We start from the raw sequence: 18,734 nt of genomic DNA, 5'->3' as shown, positions 1-18,734 counted from the left end.
GCGCATGCCCGGACCGACGCGTCCCCTTCGTGCGGGCCGGGCCCGAGGCCGTCCGGCCCGTCAGGTCAGGGGGCCCCCGACAGGACTTCCACTGCGCCCGTGTCCAGCGAGTAGTAGGCGCCGACGACGGCGAGCGAGCCCTTGGCCACCAGCGGGGCCAGGTCCTGGTTGGTGCGCAGGTCGGCCGCTGTCAGGGTGACCTGGGCGCGGGACATGGTCTCGACCGGATCGGCGCCGCCCTCCCGGACCGCCTGGTCGTACGCCGGCCGCAGGGCTTTGGCGATCGCGTCCAGGTTGCCGGGCAGCGGTTTGCCGTCCCGGAAGGACTCGTACGCCGCCTTGACGGCGCCGCAGCGCTGGTGCCCGAGGACCACGACGAGGGGGGTGCCGCTCGTCATGGGCCCGTACTCGACGGATCCGGTGACCACAGGGCCGACCGCCTCGCCGCCCGTGCGCATCACGTACAGGTCGCCGAGGCCGGTGTCGAAGAGGAGCTCGGGCGGCACCCGCGAGTCGATGCACGCCAGGATCGACCCGAAGGGCTCCTGCTCCTGCGCCACCAGCTGACGCCGGTTCGGGTCCCGGTCGGGGTGATGGAGGTCTCCGCTGACCCAGCGCTTGTTGCCCTCCATCAGCCGTGCGAACGCCGCGGCGGGCGTGGTGGGCCGTGCTTCCGGCGAAGCGCTGCCGCCCGTGGGAGAGGCGGCAGAGGCGGCGGGTGAGTCCGCCCTCGTCGTCGTGCACCCCGCGAGCGCCACCGCGGCGCTCGCCAGACCACCGGCGAGCAGTGCTCGACGACTCGGGCGACCGGCTCCGTCCATCGGTTCGTTCCCCTCACTGCCACTCGGGCTCGTCCCTGTGTTCCGACCAGGCCGATTGTTCGGCCTGGCACGGGCGCCGTGGCAGCAGGCGCAAGCGGGCGCGGGCCACATTGCTGCGGACGGCCCACAGAACCCGCCAGGATCAGCCCGTCCGGCGGCTACGCGGGCATCACCCCGTGGATGCGGGAGAGGGTGAACACCCGTTCGTCGTCCCGCAGGTGGCACCAGGCGTGGAGGTACGGAGCATCCAGTTCGAGCCGGCTGAGGGTGCGGACGCTCGCGTTGCCCGAGGTGGCGACGTACTCGATCGTGATCGCCTGCCGTTCGTCGACGGCGTGGGCCAGCTGGCGGACGTCGGCGACGGTCAGGTTGCGCGCGTACCCGGCGATGACCTCCTCGGTGTCACCGGCGTACGGGTGGCCGTCGGACGGGTGGCCGGGCGGGCAGCCGTCGGACGGCTCGGGCCCCGCGACGTCCCGCGGGGCGTTCCGGAGCCGGGCGGCGAGGGCGCGCAGGTCGACGGGTGCTCCGGTGCGCGTGGCACGGGTGCCCGTACGCCGCGCGCGGGAGCTGCCGCCGGACGGGCGCGGGGACGGGACCGGGTTCGAGGCGCGGTGGTACTCGGCCCGCTCGATCCGTACGGTCCCGTCGGGCTTCTCGGCGACGGGGGCGTAGCCCGCGGCGCGCAGGGCCACGAGCGTCTTGTCCACCGGGACCTGGCTGATCAGCACCGTCGGTGCCAGCTGCCGCAGGCCGAGCCGGGCGAGCTTGCGGTGGGCGGCCAGTTCGGCCAGGAGGGCGGGCTCCTCGCCGTGGATCACGCAGGCCGCGGAGACGACGCGCACCTGGCCGTGGCGGCGCGCCGTGTCGTGGATCAGGTAGGAGAGCGGTTGGGGCAGCGGTTGGGCATGCGGTTGGGGAGCCGTCGGGGGAAGCGGCTCGGCGGCGACGGCGAGGGCCACGGCGGCCAGATCGGCCGTGAGGGAGTCGGGGGTGAGGCCCGCGTCGAGCGCGCGGCGGACGCTTCCCGGACTGAACCGCCAGACGGACGCCGCACCGGCGCTCTCCCGGTCCGCGACGGAGTCCAGCAGGGCGGCGAGGGCCGCTGACGGCGTGCCGGAGACCACCGCCGTGAGGTCGCTGCCGAAGCGGGCGGTCCCGCTGGCGGCGGGCAGTAGTCGCCGGCAGGCGTCGGTCAGCGCTTCGGCGGCGCCCAGTCCTTCGACGGCACCCATCGCTTCGGCTGCGCCCATCGCTTCGGTGTCCTCGGCGAGCAGGGCCGCCCCGATCGGCGACACGGCCCCGAGGGCGAGTGCGCCGAGCAGTTCCGCCTCCCGGAGCAAAGTGGCGAACGGCGTGGTGTCCTGCGGGAGTTCGTCGACGAGCGGACGCAGCCACCTGAGCAGCGCCCCCAGGTCCCCCGGGTTCGCCGCGCCCTCGCTGGCCGGGAGCCGTGCCGCGGCTGCGAGCAGCCCGTGCCGGGCCTGGACGCAGCCACCGCAGGGCGTGACCCCGGCGAGCGCCGGCAGGGCCTTCCCGTCCTCGTCGCGGCTCCCGCCGGGGGTCAGCGGGAGCTCCCACCACGCCCGGAGCAGCACGGCGAGCCGGTCGGCCGGCTCCTGCCCTGCCCAGCCGTCGTAGGCGGCGGTCGCCGCGAACCGGTCGCCGTCGCGGGCCAGCAGCCCGGCCGCGCTCGCCGTCTCCAGCGCGAGCCGTACCACGACCTCGTCGCACCGCGCCGCCTTCCCGATCCGGGACAGCTCACGGGCGCCGATCCCACCGGACTTGAGCCGGGTCGGTGGAGCGGCCGCGCACACCCCGAGGACGGAGGTGGCGTCGGCGGCGAACGCCATCGCGGCGGCCGCGGCCTCCCGTTCGACCTCGGCGACGCTGACGGGCACCGACCGCACGCCGGGCGGGGCGGGTGTGAACGGGGCGTGCCAGTCGGGGCCGCGCAGGGCGAGTGCCACCTCCGCGGGCATCCGGGCCGGCCCGTACCGGTGGCGGTCCCGGATCAGCAGCCCACGCTCCAGCGCCCATCGGATGCCGGGCTCGGAGGAGTCCGACGGAGTCCCGAACACGACGAAGTCCGGCAGCTCCGGAACCTCGTGTGCCCGCCGCTGGAGCAGTTCCCGGGTGGCTGCGGGCGCCTTGGCCACCAGCGCCGCGACCCGGTCCGGATCGCCGTGGTGCTCGGTCAACGCGGCCAGCCGCCGCTGCTTGTTGTTGCCGGTCGGCTTGACGCCGAGCTTCGCCAGCACCTGCGCCAGTTCCTCCGAAGTGGTGTGCGCCAGGAGTTGGGCCAGTGACGGGTCCAGCCCCAGGGGCGAGTGCCAGGCCTGCCGCAGCGGCGCCGCCATGTGCAGCAGGCCCTTGCCGTCCGGCCACACCAGCGCGCGATCGGTCAGCGCCTCCAGCGCGGCGGCCAGTCCGCGGGCGCGTTCCCCGTCCGTCGCGTCCAGGAAGCCGGCCAGGTCGTCCCGGGACGGGGACGCCAGGGCGGCGAGGGCCTCCGCCACCTGCAGACACGGCAGCGTCAACCGGGGCAACGCCAACGCCACCGACGGCGGACGCTGGAGACGGTCCGCCAGCTCACCGAGCGACCGCGGCTCCGGAGCCGCCCCGGCGTCCGGGCGCGCCGCCAGGACCCGCTCCAACCCGGGCGCGTCGAGATCCCGCAGCCACACCGTCAGCGCCGATCCGCTGTTCTTGCCGATGGGACACCTCACCACGTAGAAGGACGGCCGGCCGCGTGTCGCCGAAGCCGACCGGGAGAACCAGGATGGCCTACCGCCGGGAGGCGGCCGTAACCGCCCCCGGACGCTCGCCGGAGAGGTGGGCGCGGACCGCGCCGTCGGCGACCGCATACGACCGCACGACCCACAACCCACGGCCAGCCGCTCCGCCCCCTCGCTTCGAACCGGTGACCCGAGGCGCGAGCGGGACGGCGCGTACGCGGGGAGGCCGTACGCCGGGGCGAGACGCATCCTCGGGCACCTGCCTCCCCGCGACCCGCTCGTTACCGGGGCACCCGACCGGTCCCCGGCCAGGACGGCCTGGTCCGGCACGGAGGGCAGGGGCGCACTCGTGCTGCCGGCGGTCTCAGTGCGAAGCGGAGGGGGCGCTCGGTCCGGCGCCGGGCGCGTCGTCGAGGGGGACGGCCGCAGCGGTGTCCCAACAGATCCGCCAGCCGGAGGTGTCCGATCCGTCCACCGGCGCGCGTCGCCAGTACACCTCGATCAGCTCGATCCGGCTCACCGTGAAGGGCGCGTGGCCGGGCCGGACGCGGTGGATGACCTGCGCCAGCTCATCGGTGTCGAGGTCCGCGGCGGCGTACCCGGCGGTCATGTGGAGGACGCCGAGCGGGTAGGCGGTGGAGTCGGGGCCGCAGACGTGGTGGATCGCGGAGCGGACCCGGTGCTGGAGGACGGCGAGTTGGTGGTCGGGGTGGAGGTCGAGCCGTACGCCGGTGCGGTAGGCGAGCGGTGATCCCGCCTGAAGGACGAGCGGCCCGGTACCGACGACGGCGGTGCGCAGCCGGTCGGCGAGTTCACGGCGTTCGGCGTCACCGATGGCGTCGGCCGGCGCGGAGGTGATCATGTCGAGGGTGATGTGCGCGCGGCCGTCGGGAACCGGCACCAGGGGGAAACCGCTCAGTGACTTGCGCAGATCGCCGAGCAGGGTGCGCAGGGCCGACCCTGCGGGAAGGTCCGGCAGCGCGTACACCTGGAGCACGCGCAGGCCGTGGGGCCACAATTGCCGGCCGAAGGTGGGATGGAACGCTTTCACTACCGCCTCCTCGTGGTGAGGATCGCCCGTGCTCGGGCGTGGAGTATCCGTCGGTCGCTCCGTACGCGCGTCCCTGACGGTCGGTCAGTGGTCGTTCGGCTCGCAGCGAGCCTGCGGCACGGCACGGGACCCGTGTCCGATCCTGGCGCAGCGGGCGTCGGTGGGGTGCCGTCGCGTGGCCGCGTCACACGATCGTGCCAACTGGCGCCGTTCCCCTCCCTGGCGGTGGACGACGCCGTAAGTAACCCCTCGAACTCGGCCGTTCCACGGAGGGCGGTCCGGCGGAGGCATCCGCGGTTACGGGGGCGACGGCGAACACGAAGAGCGCCTGAAACGGCTCGGCCTGGATGGGGCGGACCATGGACTGCTCCCTCGTCCCACCCACTACGATGATCGTTTTTACTTGGGCCGGCCGACGGGGGAAGCGTGCCGACATTCGTCCGTCTGCCTGCGCTCAGCGAGGCCGCCACGTCGGTCCGCTCAACCGGGCAGGACCGATCAGAGGCTTCGGACCAGCAGGCAGCTCAGTACCGCCGTCGCCAATGGCCCGTGGTCGCTGCCCCTGCCCCTGGCAATGCCCCTGCCGCTGCTGTGAGTCGCCACGCTCCACCCGTAACACTGCGGGCGACCGGGGACGTGGACGTGTTCACGGACTCCGACCTCTGAGCCGTCCCGACCGCGGCCGCGCGTACGAATCCGAACGGCGAAAGGCCGACAGACATGACCACACACACCGACAACACCACTGAGCAGCCCCCAGCGGCCCCCGACACCCGCGCGCTGTCGCGGCGGCGACTGCTGCGGATCGGGGCCGGCGTCGTGGGTGGCGGTGCCCTGCTCGGGGCCGCGACCGGGGGCGGGATGCTCGCCGGATGGCTGCCCGGTGGGGTGACGTTGAAGAAGGCGCTGGGGATGACCGGAACGGACGGCACGGTGCCGGACGTCGTCCCGGGCCCCGTGCGCGTCGAGAAGGTGCGTTCGGCGGCGCGGGGCGGGGAGGTCACGATGGTGACCATGCTCCCGCCCGGTGCCGCGGCGAGCACGAACCTGCCGGTCTGCGTCATGCTCCACGGCCGCGGTAACGACGCTCAGGGCATGGTGACGCTCGGGGTTCCGCAGTTCCTGGCGGCCGCGGTCAAGGGCGGCGTGCCGCCGTTCGCCGTCGTCGCGGTGGACGGCGGGGACGCCACGTACTGGCACCAGCAGACCGCCGGTGGCGACGACCCGCAGGCGATGCTCCGCGAGGAACTCCCCGGCTGGCTGCACGCCCGCCAACTGCCGACGCCCCGTGCCGCGATGGGGATCTCCATGGGCGGCTCAGGCGCCCTGCAGTACGGCATCGGACGCACGCAGGCCGGCCGCAACCTGGACGCCGTGGCGCTGCTCAGCCCGGCCGTCTTCCGCACCTGGACGGACGCCCGCACGACCGGCGGGTACGCCGACGAGACGGACTGGCGGGCCCACGAGCCGACGCTCCGTCTGGAGCAGCTCCAGGCCGGCACCCTCGGCGTGTGGTGCGGTCAGGAGGACCCGTTCTGCCCTGCCGCCCGCCAGGTCGCGCGGCAGGCGCGAGCGCGAGTGGAACGGTTCCCCGACGGGGAGCACACGGACGGCTTCTGGCGGCGGGTGATGCCCGACGCGGTGTCGCTCGTGGGCCACGCTCTCGCCACCGCCTGAGAAGGGAGGGCCGCCCGGTCCGCGGTCGGCTCCGCCGGCGAACGGGTCCTGCCGACTGCCGTCAGCTGTACCAGGTGCGGATGACGGCCGCGGTCTCCCGGACGTCGGCGTGCCCTGCGCGGATGCGGGCGGCGAGCTCGACGGCCTGCTTGGGTTCAGCCGTGACGATGACGCCGGAGGCGCTGAGGTAGGAGGCGGCGACCACGGCGGCGAAGTGCTCGTTGGCCGACTCCAGCGCCGGAACGCGGATCAGCTGGTGCATCAGCGAGGCCGCACGTTGGTTCACGGCCTCGTAGACGGGGACGCCCATGACCGCGTCGGCGTGCCGGGCCACGGCGGCGGCGAGGGTCCCGTAGTCGGTGACGTCCGGGTCGCCGGGTACGAACCGGTGGGCGATGTCGAGCAGCCAGGCCCGGTCGATCCGCAGGATCACGCGGCAACCGCCGCGGCATCGCGGGGGCCGGCGGCCGGGTACGGGCCGAACTCCGCCTCGACGGCCGGGCCCCGGGCTTGCGCGAGGTTCTCCTCTCGCACGGTCAGCTGCTTCATGGCGCGAGCGTAGCGATGTGTGGCAGGCGCTACCAAAGCGCGACGGAATCGGACCCGGCCGGCGAACGGGCCGTGCCGCCCCTGACGAACAGGACGAGCCGTGGTGGGGACGCTGTGGATTCCGTTCGCAGGCTGCGACGGCGATGAGCACTTCATCGAGGCGTGCCCCGGCCTGTGGCACGAACGCCTCGGCCGACGGCCCGCCACGAGTCCGCCGATGCTCCCGACGACGGCACGGTTGATGGTAGACCCGGTCGCTCCGCCCGCCAGTCCGGTGGTCGGACGGCGGGCTCAGTGCTGCACCTCTACCGTGGCGCCCACGGCGCGGAGCTCCTCCACCGTGGCAGCGGCGACATCCGACGCCACGTCCTCGAGCAGCGTCGCCGGCAGTCGGCTGATGAGCACCTTGCCGTGCCAGAGACTGAGTCCGGTCCGCCGTCTGATGACCTTCAGGACCTCCAGGGTGTGGGGGCCCGGGTCGGTCACGACGACGCGGTTGGGCTCCTCATCGCAGACCAGCGTGAAGTACAGGACCACCGTCGCTTCTCCCCGCCCTCGGCCACTGCCGACAGCAGCCTAGGCGCGTCCAGGTACCCGGTCCACGGATTTTTCCGCTCCACCCGTCGTTTCCCGCTTTCGGCTGGCCGGCGGCCCGGCTCCGACCAGCCCAGTACCGGTCCTTCAGCCAGGCGGCGGCGCGTGGCAGCGACCCAGGGCCTGGCTGGGAGCTCAGGGCTCACCCTGCCGGGGCAGGCCTGGGGCCCAGCCTCGCAGCAGAGGCGGAGGCATGTCCGTACCAGAGTCGCTTGAGTCGCTTCAGTAGCTGGCCTGACGGCTCGGATCCTGCCAGTGGGCCTGCGCCGGGCCCCATGCGGCTTGTCCTGCAGGCAGCGACCGAGCGACTCAAGCGACTGAAGCGACTCAACGTCGGAAGTCCTGCGCGCAGGCGACCACCGGTCGCTCCCGTTCCCAGGACGGCGGGCGGAGCTACCGAAGCGACTCAAGCGACCCAAGCGACCGAGTCGGGGACTTTGCCAGCGGTCCTGACACGCGCGACACGCCGGGGACCAGGCCTCCAGAGACTCAGTCGCTTTCGGTCGCTGAGCTTCAGTCGCTGGACAAAACCCCAGGTCAGAGCCCATGGAGCCACCACATCAGCGACTCAAGCGACTCAAGCTCGGGTATATGAAGACATTCCCGTGTGCGTGTGCGCGTTATAGACCCGGGCTTCAGTCGCTTCAGTCGCTGTTTGCTGGGAAAATCGGCTCCGACCTGCGAAAACGCCGGTGGACCGAAAACAGCGACCGAAGCGACTCGGTCGCTGCTCCAGGGTTCGGTCGCTCAGTTTTCCCCGCAAGTCCCAGCAGTCCGGGACCGTATGTGCTCGCTCGGCTAGTCTGTGTGAGCTATCTTCTGGACTTCGGTCGCTTCAGTCGCTGATCCGGCACCCTCCAGTGCTCTGACCTGGCTTTTTGCCGTCAGCGACTGAACGAGCGACCCAAATCCGGACAGCTACCCAGCGACTGAGGAAGCTGACGGTAGCTGCAGTAGCTACCGAACCAAGGGGAAGGGACCAGCGTGACGGCGCCGAAGGCCGTGGGGAGCGACCGAGCGGAGCGTCAGCCCGACGCGCTGGCCGTCGCGCGCTGGTGTGCCGCGCAGGGATGGCCTGTCCATCCGCTGGCTCCCGGGCGCAAGACCCCGCCGGCGAACTGCCAGCCCTGCCAGGAATCCCCCCACTCCCCCGTCGGGTGCCCCTGCCCCCGGGTCGGTCGCTGGTGCCACGGCTTCCACGCCGCCACCACCGACCAGGACGTCATCGGTGCCTGGTGGCGGGTCAACCCCGGCTTCGGTACGGGCGTCGCCTGCGGCCCCGCGGGCCTGGTCGTCATCGACGTCGACAGCCACCCCGCCGAGGTGCCCACCCGGGACCGGATCCTGCCGGGGATCCCGATCCATGACCGCGTCGACCTCGACGGCCTGGAGAACGGCTACCACACCCTCGCTCTGCTGGCTGCCCTGCGACAGGCCCCCGACCCGTCCCAGGACACCGGAACCCTGCGCGTGCGCACCCCCTCCGGTGGCCTGCACATCTGGTACCGCGACGACGCCCACCACCGCTTCACCTGCTCCACCGGCTCCTCCCCCGGTCGGGCTCTGGCCTGGCAGGTCGACGTCCGCGCCCACGGCGGCTACATCGTCGCGCCCAGCACCGTCACCACCAGCGGCACCTACACCCCCCTGCCCGGTGCAACCGTTCCCGCCCCACTCCCCCGGTGGCTCGCCGAGGAACTCATCCGCACCGGCCACCTCAAGGACCGTCCCCAGCAGCCCAGTCCCCACCAGCCGGCCGTCCCCGACCGTGCCCGCCAGGCCGTGGTCGCGGCGGGCGGGGGCCGACGCGGTGCCGAACGGGTCCTCGACACCGTCCTCCAGGACGTCACCGACTGCGCCACCATCCCCGAGGGAGCCGGGTTCACCGGCAAGCTCAACCGCGCCGCCTACACCGTCGGCGGCCTCGTCTCCGCCGGACACCTCACCCACGCCGCCGCCGAGCAGCTGCTGACCGACGCCGCCCGCACCGCCCGTCCCTCCCAGGACCGGCAGAGCTCCGCCGTCATCCGCTCCGGCCTTGCTGCCGGGGCTCGGCAGCCCCTGCACATCGGGAAGGCGCGAGGATGAGCGACAGCCCCCGCAAGAGGACGGTCTTCGATCCCGTGGCCGCTGCCCAGCAGATCCTGGAGTACCCGCCCGTCCCAGGGCCCGCACAGGCCCCCTGGCACGGGACCGCCGTCCAGGAGAGCCTCCTCGACGCCCCCGTCGCCCCGGCTCCCGTCGCGGCCCCGCAGGCGCCCGTCCAGCCGTTCCACGATGCTCAGGAACCGCAGAACGCCCAGGCCATGACGGGCTCGCAGGCAGGCCAGCGCACAGGCCAGCGCCCGGGCTCGCCTGGGAGCCAGCAGGCAGGCCCGCAGGCGAGCCAGCACGGCCTCCTGCCGGACTCCCTCTCCGACCGCGGCAACGCCAAGCTCTTCGTCCACCTCTACGGACGCGACTACCGCCACGTCCCCGGCATCGGCTGGTACCGCTGGGCCACCCATCGCTGGCAGCTCGACGAGGACGACACCGTCCTGTGGGCCGCCGGCGAGATGGCCGAGAGCATCGCCACCCACGACGCCCGCGGCGTCTACACCAACACCGACCTGCGCCGGCACCGCCGCCGCGCCCTGTCCACCTCGGGCATGAACGCCATGCTCGCCCAGGCCAAGTCCGCCCCCGGAATGGTCCTCAACGCCGCCCTGCTGGACGCCGACGCCTATGCCCTGTGCACCCCCGGCGGCGTCGTCGACCTGCGCACCGGCGCCATCGTCCCGCCGGACCCCAAGGTCCACCACCACTCGCGCTCCACCACGCTCGCCCCCGCCCGGATGCCCACCCCCCGCTGGGACCGCTTCCTCACCGACACCTTCGGCGACGACAAGGAAGGCCGCCAGACCCGCGACTTCCTCCACCTGCTGCTCGGCTACTCGATCAGCGGCGACGTCGGAGCCCAGGTCATGCCCTTCCTCTACGGCCAGGGCAAGAACGGCAAGTCCGTCCTCCTTGACGTCATGATCCAGCTGCTCGGCGACTACGCGGACGCGGCGCCGCCCGGCTTCCTGATGGCCAAGACCTTCGACGGCCACCCCACTGACCTCGCCGAACTCCACGGCCGGCGCATCATCGTCTGCTCCGAGCTCAAGCCCGGCGACCGCTTCGACGAGGCCCGGGTCAAGCTGCTCACCGGCGGCGACAAGATCAAGGCCCGCCGGATGCGCCAGGACTTCTTCTCCTTCGAGCCCACCCACAAGCTGTGGCTGCTCGGCAACCACCGCCCCGAGGTCGGCACCGGCGGCTTCGCCTTCTGGCGCCGCATGCGCCTCATTCCCTTCGAACGGGTCGTCCCCGAGGAACGCAAGATCGACAACCTGGCCCACGTCCTCGTCGCCGAGGAGGGCCCCGGTATCCTCGCCTGGCTCATCGACGGCGCCCGCCGCTACTTCGCGGGCGAGAAGGACCTGGCCGGCCCCCAGGCCGTCCAGACCGCCACCACGGCCTACGCGGAGACCGAGGACCACGTCGGCCGCTTCCTCAAGGAGGCCTGCGTCACCGGGGAGGGCATGCGCGCCGAACAGTCCCAGCTCTTCGGCGCCTACACCCGTTGGTGCGGCTTCGAGGGAGCCAATCCCGTATCCGGCCGCGCGTTCGCCGCGCGAGTTCGCGAGACACTGGGTATGACCTCTCCCAAGGAGATGGTCCTGTCCAACAGCCGCAAGTACTACCCGGGCATCGGCCTGATCACCGACGACACAGAGGAGCAGAACGCGTGAGCGCGCTGATCGACCCGGCCGAGCTCGCCCACGAAACCGACCTCGTCTGGCTCGAGGACACCACCGACCTCGACTACGTGCGCCAGTCGCTGGACCGTCTCACCACCCGGCGCGGTCGCCCGGCCTACCACCGCGACGGCCGCATGGTCGGCTACGCGATCCTCGGCCCCGACGCCAAGTCCTCCCGCGCCTCCGGCACCTTCCGGCGCCGCGTCTTCTGGCTGCTGCCGCACGACCGCGACCAGGACCCGGACGGCCTCTACACCACCGGCGCCCCCTCCGAGGCCGTGGACCCGCGCACCGTCGCCCCCGGGGTCAAGGGCTACAAGACCGAGCGCTCCGAGGGCGGGCCGGCCTCACCGGCCATGCTCGAGCTGGGGATAACGCTGCCGAAGGCGTGACGGCTCCGGACGTGGACGGGGGCGCCCCGACTGCTCGGGGCGCCCCTCCGCGTGCCTACCGGCGCAGCTACTTCTGGAGAGCCGGCCGGCCCGACAGGAGGCTCTCCAGGAACTGGCCGCCGCCGTACCCGACGACCGGGGTGCTCCGGTTCTCCAGGGGCTCGGGGCGCGTCCGCAGGACCTGGGTCCGCTCCTCGATCATCTGCCCGTCCAGCCGCCCGTCCAGCCGCCCGTCCAGCCGGCCTTCGGTCTGCTTTTCGGTCTGCTCTTCGGGCCGGTCCTCGGTCCGGCCGGAGACCATGACACCGAGGGCATCCGCGATGCGGGTCATCGACTGGGGCTGCGCGGGCTGCTCCTCAAGGCTCGCGCCCAGTGCTGGGGTGCGGCGGCCGTGCTGGGCGGAGCGGGGCTCCACTCCGTTGTGGTCAGCGGGCACTGCCGTCGTCGTCGTACCGCTCGTCGTACCCCTTGTCGTACTCGTCGCCGCAGCCTCACCACGCAGGCGACTGACCTCCGCCTCCAGCGTCTCCAGCCGCGCCCGCAGGTCGTCCAGCTCGCTCTTCTTCCCCATGCTCCAGGACCCTCCCCAGCCGCTCACGGCCCTCTGACGTGCCGTTCTCCAGCCTATCCGGGCCCCTCCCCCGCCCCACGGCCGCCCAGCACCTCCGCGATACGGGCGACGAACCACCGCACCATCCGCCGAACCCAACGGGTCCCGCGACGGAGATGGACGACTGCGACCGGTGTGGCGAAGTCCCCCTGACACCGGGCGGCCGTGCGCAGGCCAGGAGGGTGGTGCGAACCGGTGTCCGGGCGCTCGCTCGACGGCGCGATCCGGGCGGAGGGACGACTCACCGCACGGTAGGTGCAGCAGATCGCGCAAGCAGTCCTGGAGGCACTGCGTGCGGCGCATGCTCCGGCGCTCCGGTGCCGCCGCGTCCCTGCGAGCCGTCCCGGCCAGGTTCGAGCACCTTGTGTGCAACGCCGCCGACCGAGCGGCGGGTTACACCGTCAACGGCGGTGTCCTGACCGAGCTCGTGCTGATCGTGTGGGGTCTCATCAGCGTCGGGTCCTCCACTCTGGCGAAGGCGGGCATGTGCAGGTATACCGTGGCGGTTCCCGCAGCCCTGGGCGGTCCCGACTTCAACCTGCTGGGAATCGTGAACATCTGGAGCTGGGCCTCGGACTGGAACGCCGGGCACTGAGCAGTCCCCGCCTCTTCGTTGTCCGCAGAGGAACCTGCCCGTCAGCGACCGTCGCCGATCGGATGGCGCCTCCCTTACGGAGCAGTGGCCGGCAGCCCGCTGCGGTCGAGCAGCTCGTGGAGCCGTGCGACGGGCAGCGACGGATTGGCCGCGGCTCCCTCGGCCGACTCCGGGTCCTCCAGCAGCGACGAGAGCAGCTCCGGCGGAAGCAGCGGATTGGCGGCCGCAGCCCGGCGCACACCGGGGTCGGAGTCCGACAGCAGCCGGACCGGCGGTTCGGCGAGGCTGCTGTCGGCGGCAGCCAGAGCGCGGACCTCAGCGTCGGCGTGGTCGAGGAGGTGCCCCAGCCCGGTGCGCGGTAGCCGGGCCAGCGTCAGCAGGTAGGGGCGGTGGCGGGGCACGGCGATGAAGGCGTCGAGGACGATAGCCGGCGGCGCCAGCGGATGGTTGAGGGCCAGCAGGTGCCGTACCTCCGGGTCCGGGTCAGCGGCCAGACGCCGCAACGACTCCCCCGGCAACCGCGCGTACGTCGCGGCGACCCGGCGCAACAGGCGCTCCTCGGACGCCGCGCACGCCTCGTACCAGCTCGCCTCCGGCTCCAGGAACATCTCGCCGACGGGACCGACGCACTCGGCCGTGTGCCCGACGGCCCGGTCGAGGGCGGCGCGTTGCGGCCAGGTCCGCGGAAGCGGCTGCAGCCGGGCCCGGGTCCGTACGGTCTCGTCCGGGTCCTCGGTGAGGACCGCCAGGAGCCCCGGATCCAGGTCGGCCCGGGCGGCCACCCGCTCACGCACCTCCGGGTCGGAGTCGCGCGCCAGCCGGGCGACGACGTTGCCGGGCGTGTGGCGGTTGGAGGCGAGCGCCCACAGGTTGCGCCCCTGGGCGAGGCACCGCTCGGCCACCGCCGGGGAGACGGCGTAGTTGACGAGCAGCAGGGCCCGGTAGTGGCAGTCGCGCTCGGGCAGGTCCGCTTCCATCGCCACCGGATCCAGGGTCCGGTGGCTCTCACGGGCCGCCTCCGACACCGCCGGATCCGGGTCGGCCAGGAGCGCTTCGCGCTGTGCGGGGTTGAGCCACAGCCACAGACTCGTGGCCTGGGTTCGCAGCTCCGGGTTCGGATGATCGACCATTCCGCGGCGGAACGACTGGGGGATCTGCCCGGAGGACGCCAGCTCCTGCTTGATCTCGTCGGCGGTGAGCCGCTGTTCCGACCAGTCGTCGTTCCGAGCGGTCAGCAGCGTCTCCAGGACGTCGTCGGGGAGGGGCTCGGCCACCCCCAGGTGGGGACGAGGGCCTGCGGCCAGGGCCGCGCGGACGAGGGAATCCGGGTCGCCGACCAGCCGCCCGCGCTGAGCTGGAGCGGCGTACCGGTTACGGGCGAAGGCACGGCGAACCGCCCTCTCGGGGTGGGCGAGCACCGCGTCGACGACGTCCGTCGGAAGCGGCCTCTCCCGGCAGAGGACCGGCCAGGCGGCGCGCGCCGGCGGGGACAGGAGACGCATCAGGACCTCGGACGGAGCGGCCGGGTTGGCAGCAACGCCGCGCTGCCACAGGGCGGGGAGGGGCGAGGAGGACATCGATACATCGTCGCAGTGATCAAGAAGCGGCATCGGCGGGGGCATGGCCCCGCCGAATTTTCCGCGGAAAATTCCGGAGCCTCTGGATAGCCGGATCGGGCATGCCGGGCGCTCACCGAAAGCCGATGGTCTCGCGAACCCCGGCCGAGGTTCGATGGCCCTGCTGCCAAGGACGGCAGGCGGCTGCTCGACCACCTCCAGCCCGCCGACCCCCCACGCATTGCCGGAGACTGACCCTGATGACGGACCAGCCCCACGACACGACGACGAAGCGCCACGTCCAGCTCGACCCGGACGGTTGCGGCGGGGGTTGGATGTTCGTGATCGTGGCGGCCCCCACCGACGTCGTCTATCAGAACCAGTGCGGCGGCTACGCCTGCGCGCAGTACGAGCAGGAGGACTACCTCGTCCCGCTCTACGGAACGGATCTGGACGAAGAGATGAACGAGATCTTCGTCGGCGCGCTGAAGGGTTACGGCATGCGCGGCCAGGAGTGGCCGGCCTTGGTGGTCGACCGGCTGCGGGCCGCCGTCGGCTCCCTCGGAATCTACGGCTCCGGCCGCGGTGGTGATCCCTACCCGCCGTCGCTGGTCCTTGACGAGTTCCGGCTCTCGGACGCGGCCGAGGCCTGGATTCCGGTCATCACGCCCGACGGTTCCGGCGTACTGGTCCGGGAGAACTCCGACTAGGCGCTGTCCGGCCGAGCAGGTGACTGTTGGCTGGGCGGATCGTTGTTCGCGTTATGGGGCGGGGAGAACGCGGTGATTCGTCGGACGCGGATTGGGAACGACTGCGGCCGGTCCTGTCTCTGCGCAACGGTCCGGGGTGGGCGGTGGCGTGATCACCGGCAGGTGATCGACGGGGTTCGCCATCGGATTCGGCTCCGGCACCCAGTTCTTACCGGTGCCGGAGCAGATCCGGGTCCCGCGGCCCGGTTCGGGCAGGCCCCGCAAGAAGCCGGACAGAGTCGCAGCAGACAAGGGCTACAGCAACGGCCCCTGCCGCCAATACCTGCGGCGGCGCGGCATCCGGCACACGATCCCGGAGAAGGCCGACAGCCGGGCCGCCCGCCTGCGCAAGGGCTCACACGGCGGACGGCCGCCAGGCTTCGACGGGGAGCGGTACAAGAAGCGCAACACCGTCGAGCGAGCCGTGAACAGGCTCAAGAACTTCCGTGCAGTGGCTACGCGGTGTGACAAGCACGGCTACGTGTTCCTCGGCACCGTCTCAGCTGCAGCTGTCATCGTGTGGCTTCGCTCATGACCGGCCACTCGTGTTCAAGTCGAGGGCGGAAGCCCGGCCTACCACAGCGAACAGGATGAGCGGCAACTCCTTGTCGGCCTGGCCGATCGCCAGCGCGAGCCAACGGCCGCTGTCGGGGAGCGGCCACACCTGCATGCTCACGGCCTGTTGACTGGGGTAGTCGAGCGGCTCGGGCACCGGCTCCCCCTCGCAGCCGGCGCTTAGACAGGGTCCGAGATCCACGACGGACGCATTGCCCCACCGGGCCGTCAAGCGTGCCGACAGGTCTTCGAGGCAGGCCTGCAGCTCGGCTTCGGCCGTAACCCAGGCCTGCCCGTCGTCGTCATCCCAGAAGTCCCGACTGACCCGCAGTTCGCGCACATGATGCTCTGGTCCACCGCCCCCGGAAGCGTCGACATAGGTCATCTCCGGGAACGGCTGCACGGTCAACGCGTCAATCGTCGAGAGGTACTGCTCGGTGGTCATGGGCGCAGGTTACGGGGTCGCGCAGACAACTACCGCCGACCGTACGCACCGACCAATGATCGGCCGGACAGCTCCTAGCCGCCGGCCGGTCCCGCTCCGGCCGACCGATTTTCCGCGGAAAATTCGCGGAAGGTCGGCGGAGACGAACCACTCCAACCGCGCGGCCGACATCGCCCGCTCGCAGAGGCGATCAGGACAGGTCGTACTCCGCTCCCCCGGCACCGCAGCCAGCGTCATCCCGTGGTGAGGCACCCGTACGACAACGTCCAGATCGACGAGCCCGAGTTCGTACTCTCGGCTCTGGGGGAGGAGCTGCTTCACGCGGCTACCGCCGTAGCCCCGGCGCACACCTTGCACGCCCGCATGGACATCACCGGCGACCGAAGCATCACCGTGTCAGTGGACCACCAGCATGCCCGGGAAGCATCGGGTAGGCCTGCCCTCGGATCGTCCGGGTCCCTGCTCGGCCATGCATGGTGGTCCCTGTCAGCCCTCGCAGCATTGTCCGCTGAGGTGACGACGGTCGAGCTGTGGTGTGCCGGAAGGGGATTCCGGCAGGACTGTGAGGGCCTCCGACCGCTCAAGGGCATCCGGGAGCTCCAGCCGCCGACCGGCAGCGGTACGCACCTCAGCCTCGCCCTCGACCCGGCGCACCTCTGACCCGGCGTCGTCCTGCCCACAGAGTTGGAGAGCCTGAACCTGCACGGCCCACTGTGCTCCGCGCCTCCCGGCCCCGGCTTGCCGCCGATCCGGGACCACCGGCTTGGCCGGGCAGTGCCAGACGTGCGGTACCACTGATCACTCCCCCACGACTTCGATCAGCCCTTCCGCCGGGCCCCCGAATTTTCCGCGGAAAATTGACCGACGACCTCAGTTGTCCGAGCCGGTCGCTAACGATCGCCCGGTGGCGGACGACGGGATCATCGCGGCCTGCGGGAAGGTCACTCGGGAGGTTGAACGATGCACCCCGAGCCGGAGTGGCACGGCCCGCGCTGGTGATGACTGCTCCGGAGCCGCCTTGGACATGGCCCAGTTCCGACTACCAGGGGAAGCACTTCGACCAAGGGTGCCGGAGCGTGCCGGCGGTGAGTGCTGCATGCTTGGCGACGGCACGGTGGTGATCGTCGCCCGGACCAGGGAGGCGGAGGTGCCGCGCCTGGACGCGCTCACCGCGAAGGCGCTCTACCCCAGCCTGCGGCTCGACGGGGATGAGGCGCTCTGCGTCCCCAGGTGGTGACCGTCGACCTGTCCGACGGACCGGCGCTGGTCGTGGGCGCCGAATTCGAAGGCCGTATCCGCCGGTGGGACCTGCCCACCGGCGAACCGATGGGCGAGCCCATCGATAGCGGGGTGCAACTCCCGGAGCCAGCCGCGCTGCATCTGGCCGGAGAACCCGTAGTGATCGCCTCGGGCGACCCGCAGGCTGTGCGTTGCTGGCACGCGGTCACTGGCGAACTGCTCGGCACCTTGCCGCACATCGGTCGGACCTGGTGTACGACCGGCCCGGACGGCACGGTCCTCCTGACGGGCACGACCCAGGACGGTGACCTCGTCCTCTACCGCCTGAGCAGTGCCGGGGCCATGGGTGGCTGACAACTCCCCCGCTACCCACCGACGACGCGAGAGAGTCAGAACTCAACCGTCCAAAGTGGGTCACGGTTCAACCGCCGCCGACAGGGCGTCCGGTCCTGCCTGGCCGGTCGCTCCGTCAGGGGTGCCCTGCCTGCCTGCCTGCCTCCCTCCCCGCGGCCGATCGATTTTCCGCGGAAAATTTCTGGCCGAGGTCGGTTGGCAACATCGGTGGCCGGGGCCTCGACCCGAAGGACCGGCCAGAGGTCCGGGTACTCCCGTACCAGTCGTTCGGTCATGCCCGCAGCCACCGGTTGCCGTGTTGACCCTGGGTGCGGTGCACGCCTCGGCTCACGTCTGTCGGCTCCGGATTTTCCGCGGAAAATTTCGAGGATCGACGACCGGTAGATGGTCTGGCAGCTGTAGAACCCGTAACACGATCTTGGCTACATCCGTCCCGCCCTTTGTTCTCGTCCTCGCCGCTGGAGGATCAAGCTACCCCTTCCTGAGCCTCCTCCAGCAGATGAGGGAGCAGGCGAGCGAGGCGAAGGCGTCGCGGAGGTCGGGGTGAAGTTCCCAGTGGACGGTGAGCCGCTTGAACTGGTGCAGCAGCGCGAAGGTCTGCTCCACGACGTAGCGCAGCCTGCCCAGGTCCTGGATGTCGGGCTGACCCTTACGGGAGATCGCTGGCAAGATCCCGCCCCTTCGCAGTTCCTTCCGGTTGGGGTTGCTGTCATAGCCCTTGGCGCCCAGGAGCGTGTCGGGGCGCTTGCGGGGGTGGCCGACACGGCCGGCTACCGGCGGGACTCCGTCGACCAACGCGAGGGTCTCGGTGACGTCGTTGACGTTGGCCTCGGTGGTAATGACCTTGAGCGGGATGCGCCGCCGTCGGTGATCAGGTGGTGCTTGCCGCCGGTCTTGTGGCGGTCGACCGGCGACGGGCCCGTCGCGGCACCCCCCTTTTCGCGCGCCCGTGGGAGGCCACCCCCGCGCGCGCGGCACCACTCCACATAGACGCGTTGCATTCCCCCCGCAGTGTCCGGTGCAA

18 protein-coding genes and 1 pseudogene are annotated in these 18,734 nt (G+C 71.9%); 10 read left to right on the top strand and 9 right to left on the bottom strand.

All coding sequences use genetic code 11. From position 1 onward, the window contains the following. Positions 1-65: 65 nt before the first annotated feature. The 3 genes from ACH4J0_RS29320 to ACH4J0_RS29310 form a co-directional block, all read right to left on the bottom strand. Positions 66-632 (bottom strand): carbonic anhydrase, encoded by a 567-nt coding sequence (locus ACH4J0_RS29320; RefSeq protein WP_396243636.1) that lies wholly within the window; start codon positions 630-632, stop codon positions 66-68. A gap of 347 nt (positions 633-979) precedes the next feature. Next, entirely contained in the window at positions 980-3,550 is a 2,571-nt protein-coding gene (locus tag ACH4J0_RS29315; RefSeq protein WP_396243635.1) for a helicase C-terminal domain-containing protein, read from the bottom strand. A gap of 373 nt (positions 3,551-3,923) precedes the next feature. Continuing rightward, complete coding sequence (locus ACH4J0_RS29310) at positions 3,924-4,610, bottom strand: 2'-5' RNA ligase family protein (protein WP_396243634.1); 687 nt, start codon at positions 4,608-4,610, stop codon at positions 3,924-3,926. 720 nt (positions 4,611-5,330) lie between these two features. On the opposite strand from ACH4J0_RS29310, the gene ACH4J0_RS29305 reads away from it, so the two are divergent. Next, positions 5,331-6,287: an alpha/beta hydrolase gene (locus ACH4J0_RS29305; protein WP_396243633.1), complete on the top strand. Its 957-nt coding sequence runs from the start codon at positions 5,331-5,333 to the stop codon at positions 6,285-6,287. A gap of 61 nt (positions 6,288-6,348) precedes the next feature. On the opposite strand, the gene ACH4J0_RS29300 is transcribed toward ACH4J0_RS29305, so the two are convergent. Beyond that, complete coding sequence (locus ACH4J0_RS29300) at positions 6,349-6,720, bottom strand: fic family toxin-antitoxin system, toxin component (protein ID WP_396243632.1); 372 nt, start codon at positions 6,718-6,720, stop codon at positions 6,349-6,351. Between the two features lie 407 nt (positions 6,721-7,127). Continuing rightward, on the bottom strand, positions 7,128-7,373 hold the full coding sequence (locus tag ACH4J0_RS29295) for a ribosomal protein L7/L12 (protein ID WP_396243631.1): 246 nt from the start codon (positions 7,371-7,373) through the stop codon (positions 7,128-7,130). Between the two features lie 1,041 nt (positions 7,374-8,414). On the opposite strand from ACH4J0_RS29295, the gene ACH4J0_RS29290 reads away from it, so the two are divergent. Genes ACH4J0_RS29290 through ACH4J0_RS29280 form a run of 3 tightly spaced genes read left to right on the top strand, consistent with a single transcriptional unit; the run spans position 8,415 to position 11,607 of the window. Next, on the top strand, positions 8,415-9,518 hold the full coding sequence (locus ACH4J0_RS29290) for a bifunctional DNA primase/polymerase (protein ID WP_396243630.1): 1,104 nt from the start codon (positions 8,415-8,417) through the stop codon (positions 9,516-9,518). Then, positions 9,515-11,206 (top strand): phage/plasmid primase, P4 family, encoded by a 1,692-nt coding sequence (locus ACH4J0_RS29285; RefSeq protein WP_396243629.1) that lies wholly within the window; start codon positions 9,515-9,517, stop codon positions 11,204-11,206. The genes ACH4J0_RS29290 and ACH4J0_RS29285 overlap by 4 nt, the downstream gene beginning before the upstream one ends. Further along, positions 11,203-11,607, top strand: coding sequence for a DUF6009 family protein (locus ACH4J0_RS29280; RefSeq protein ID WP_030556097.1), 405 nt, complete (start codon positions 11,203-11,205; stop codon positions 11,605-11,607). The genes ACH4J0_RS29285 and ACH4J0_RS29280 overlap by 4 nt, the downstream gene beginning before the upstream one ends. Positions 11,608-11,674: 67 nt before the next feature. On the opposite strand, the gene ACH4J0_RS29275 is transcribed toward ACH4J0_RS29280, so the two are convergent. Continuing rightward, positions 11,675-12,178, bottom strand: a complete 504-nt coding sequence (locus ACH4J0_RS29275) for a hypothetical protein (protein ID WP_396243628.1) — start codon at positions 12,176-12,178, stop codon at positions 11,675-11,677. A 331-nt stretch (positions 12,179-12,509) separates the two neighbouring features. On the opposite strand from ACH4J0_RS29275, the gene ACH4J0_RS29270 reads away from it, so the two are divergent. Then, the gene (locus tag ACH4J0_RS29270; RefSeq protein WP_396243627.1) at positions 12,510-12,812 is read left to right on the top strand and encodes a hypothetical protein; all 303 of its coding nucleotides are present in this window, start codon (positions 12,510-12,512) and stop codon (positions 12,810-12,812) included. 74 nt (positions 12,813-12,886) lie between these two features. Here the strand turns inward: ACH4J0_RS29270 and ACH4J0_RS29265 are convergent, their stop codons facing one another. Further along, positions 12,887-14,389, bottom strand: a complete 1,503-nt coding sequence (locus tag ACH4J0_RS29265) for a hypothetical protein (RefSeq protein ID WP_396243626.1) — start codon at positions 14,387-14,389, stop codon at positions 12,887-12,889. 239 nt (positions 14,390-14,628) lie between these two features. Between ACH4J0_RS29265 and ACH4J0_RS29260 the strand changes: the two genes are divergently transcribed. After that, on the top strand, positions 14,629-15,078 hold the full coding sequence (locus ACH4J0_RS29260; protein WP_396243625.1) for a DUF6210 family protein: 450 nt from the start codon (positions 14,629-14,631) through the stop codon (positions 15,076-15,078). Positions 15,079-15,298: 220 nt separating this feature from the next. Further along, a pseudogene (locus tag ACH4J0_RS29255) lies at positions 15,299-15,652 on the top strand (transposase); the annotation flags it as partial. On the opposite strand, the gene ACH4J0_RS29250 reads toward ACH4J0_RS29255, so the two are convergent. After that, complete coding sequence (locus tag ACH4J0_RS29250) at positions 15,647-16,117, bottom strand: hypothetical protein (RefSeq protein WP_396243624.1); 471 nt, start codon at positions 16,115-16,117, stop codon at positions 15,647-15,649. The pseudogene ACH4J0_RS29255 and the gene ACH4J0_RS29250 sit on opposite strands and share 6 nt — an antisense overlap. Positions 16,118-16,357: 240 nt before the next feature. On the opposite strand from ACH4J0_RS29250, the gene ACH4J0_RS29245 reads away from it, so the two are divergent. The 3 genes from ACH4J0_RS29245 (at position 16,358) to ACH4J0_RS29235 (ending at position 17,710) form a co-directional block, all read left to right on the top strand. Then, positions 16,358-16,777 carry a hypothetical protein gene (locus ACH4J0_RS29245; protein WP_396243623.1) on the top strand — a complete coding sequence of 140 codons (420 nt, stop codon included), beginning with the start codon at positions 16,358-16,360 and terminating at the stop codon, positions 16,775-16,777. Between the two features lie 436 nt (positions 16,778-17,213). Beyond that, the gene (locus ACH4J0_RS29240) at positions 17,214-17,354 is read left to right on the top strand and encodes a hypothetical protein (protein ID WP_396243622.1); all 141 of its coding nucleotides are present in this window, start codon (positions 17,214-17,216) and stop codon (positions 17,352-17,354) included. Continuing rightward, positions 17,351-17,710, top strand: coding sequence for a hypothetical protein (locus ACH4J0_RS29235; RefSeq protein ID WP_396243621.1), 360 nt, complete (start codon positions 17,351-17,353; stop codon positions 17,708-17,710). The genes ACH4J0_RS29240 and ACH4J0_RS29235 overlap by 4 nt, the downstream gene beginning before the upstream one ends. Positions 17,711-18,181: 471 nt before the next feature. Here the strand turns inward: ACH4J0_RS29235 and ACH4J0_RS29230 are convergent, their stop codons facing one another. Beyond that, on the bottom strand, positions 18,182-18,688 hold the full coding sequence (locus tag ACH4J0_RS29230; protein WP_396243670.1) for a transposase: 507 nt from the start codon (positions 18,686-18,688) through the stop codon (positions 18,182-18,184). Positions 18,689-18,734: the final 46 nt, after the last annotated feature.

Origin of the sequence: Kitasatospora sp. NPDC017646 (assembly GCF_044329365.1) — a bacterium.
Lineage (GTDB): Bacteria > Actinomycetota > Actinomycetes > Streptomycetales > Streptomycetaceae > Kitasatospora.
This window is presented reverse-complemented; position numbering and strand designations above follow the sequence as displayed.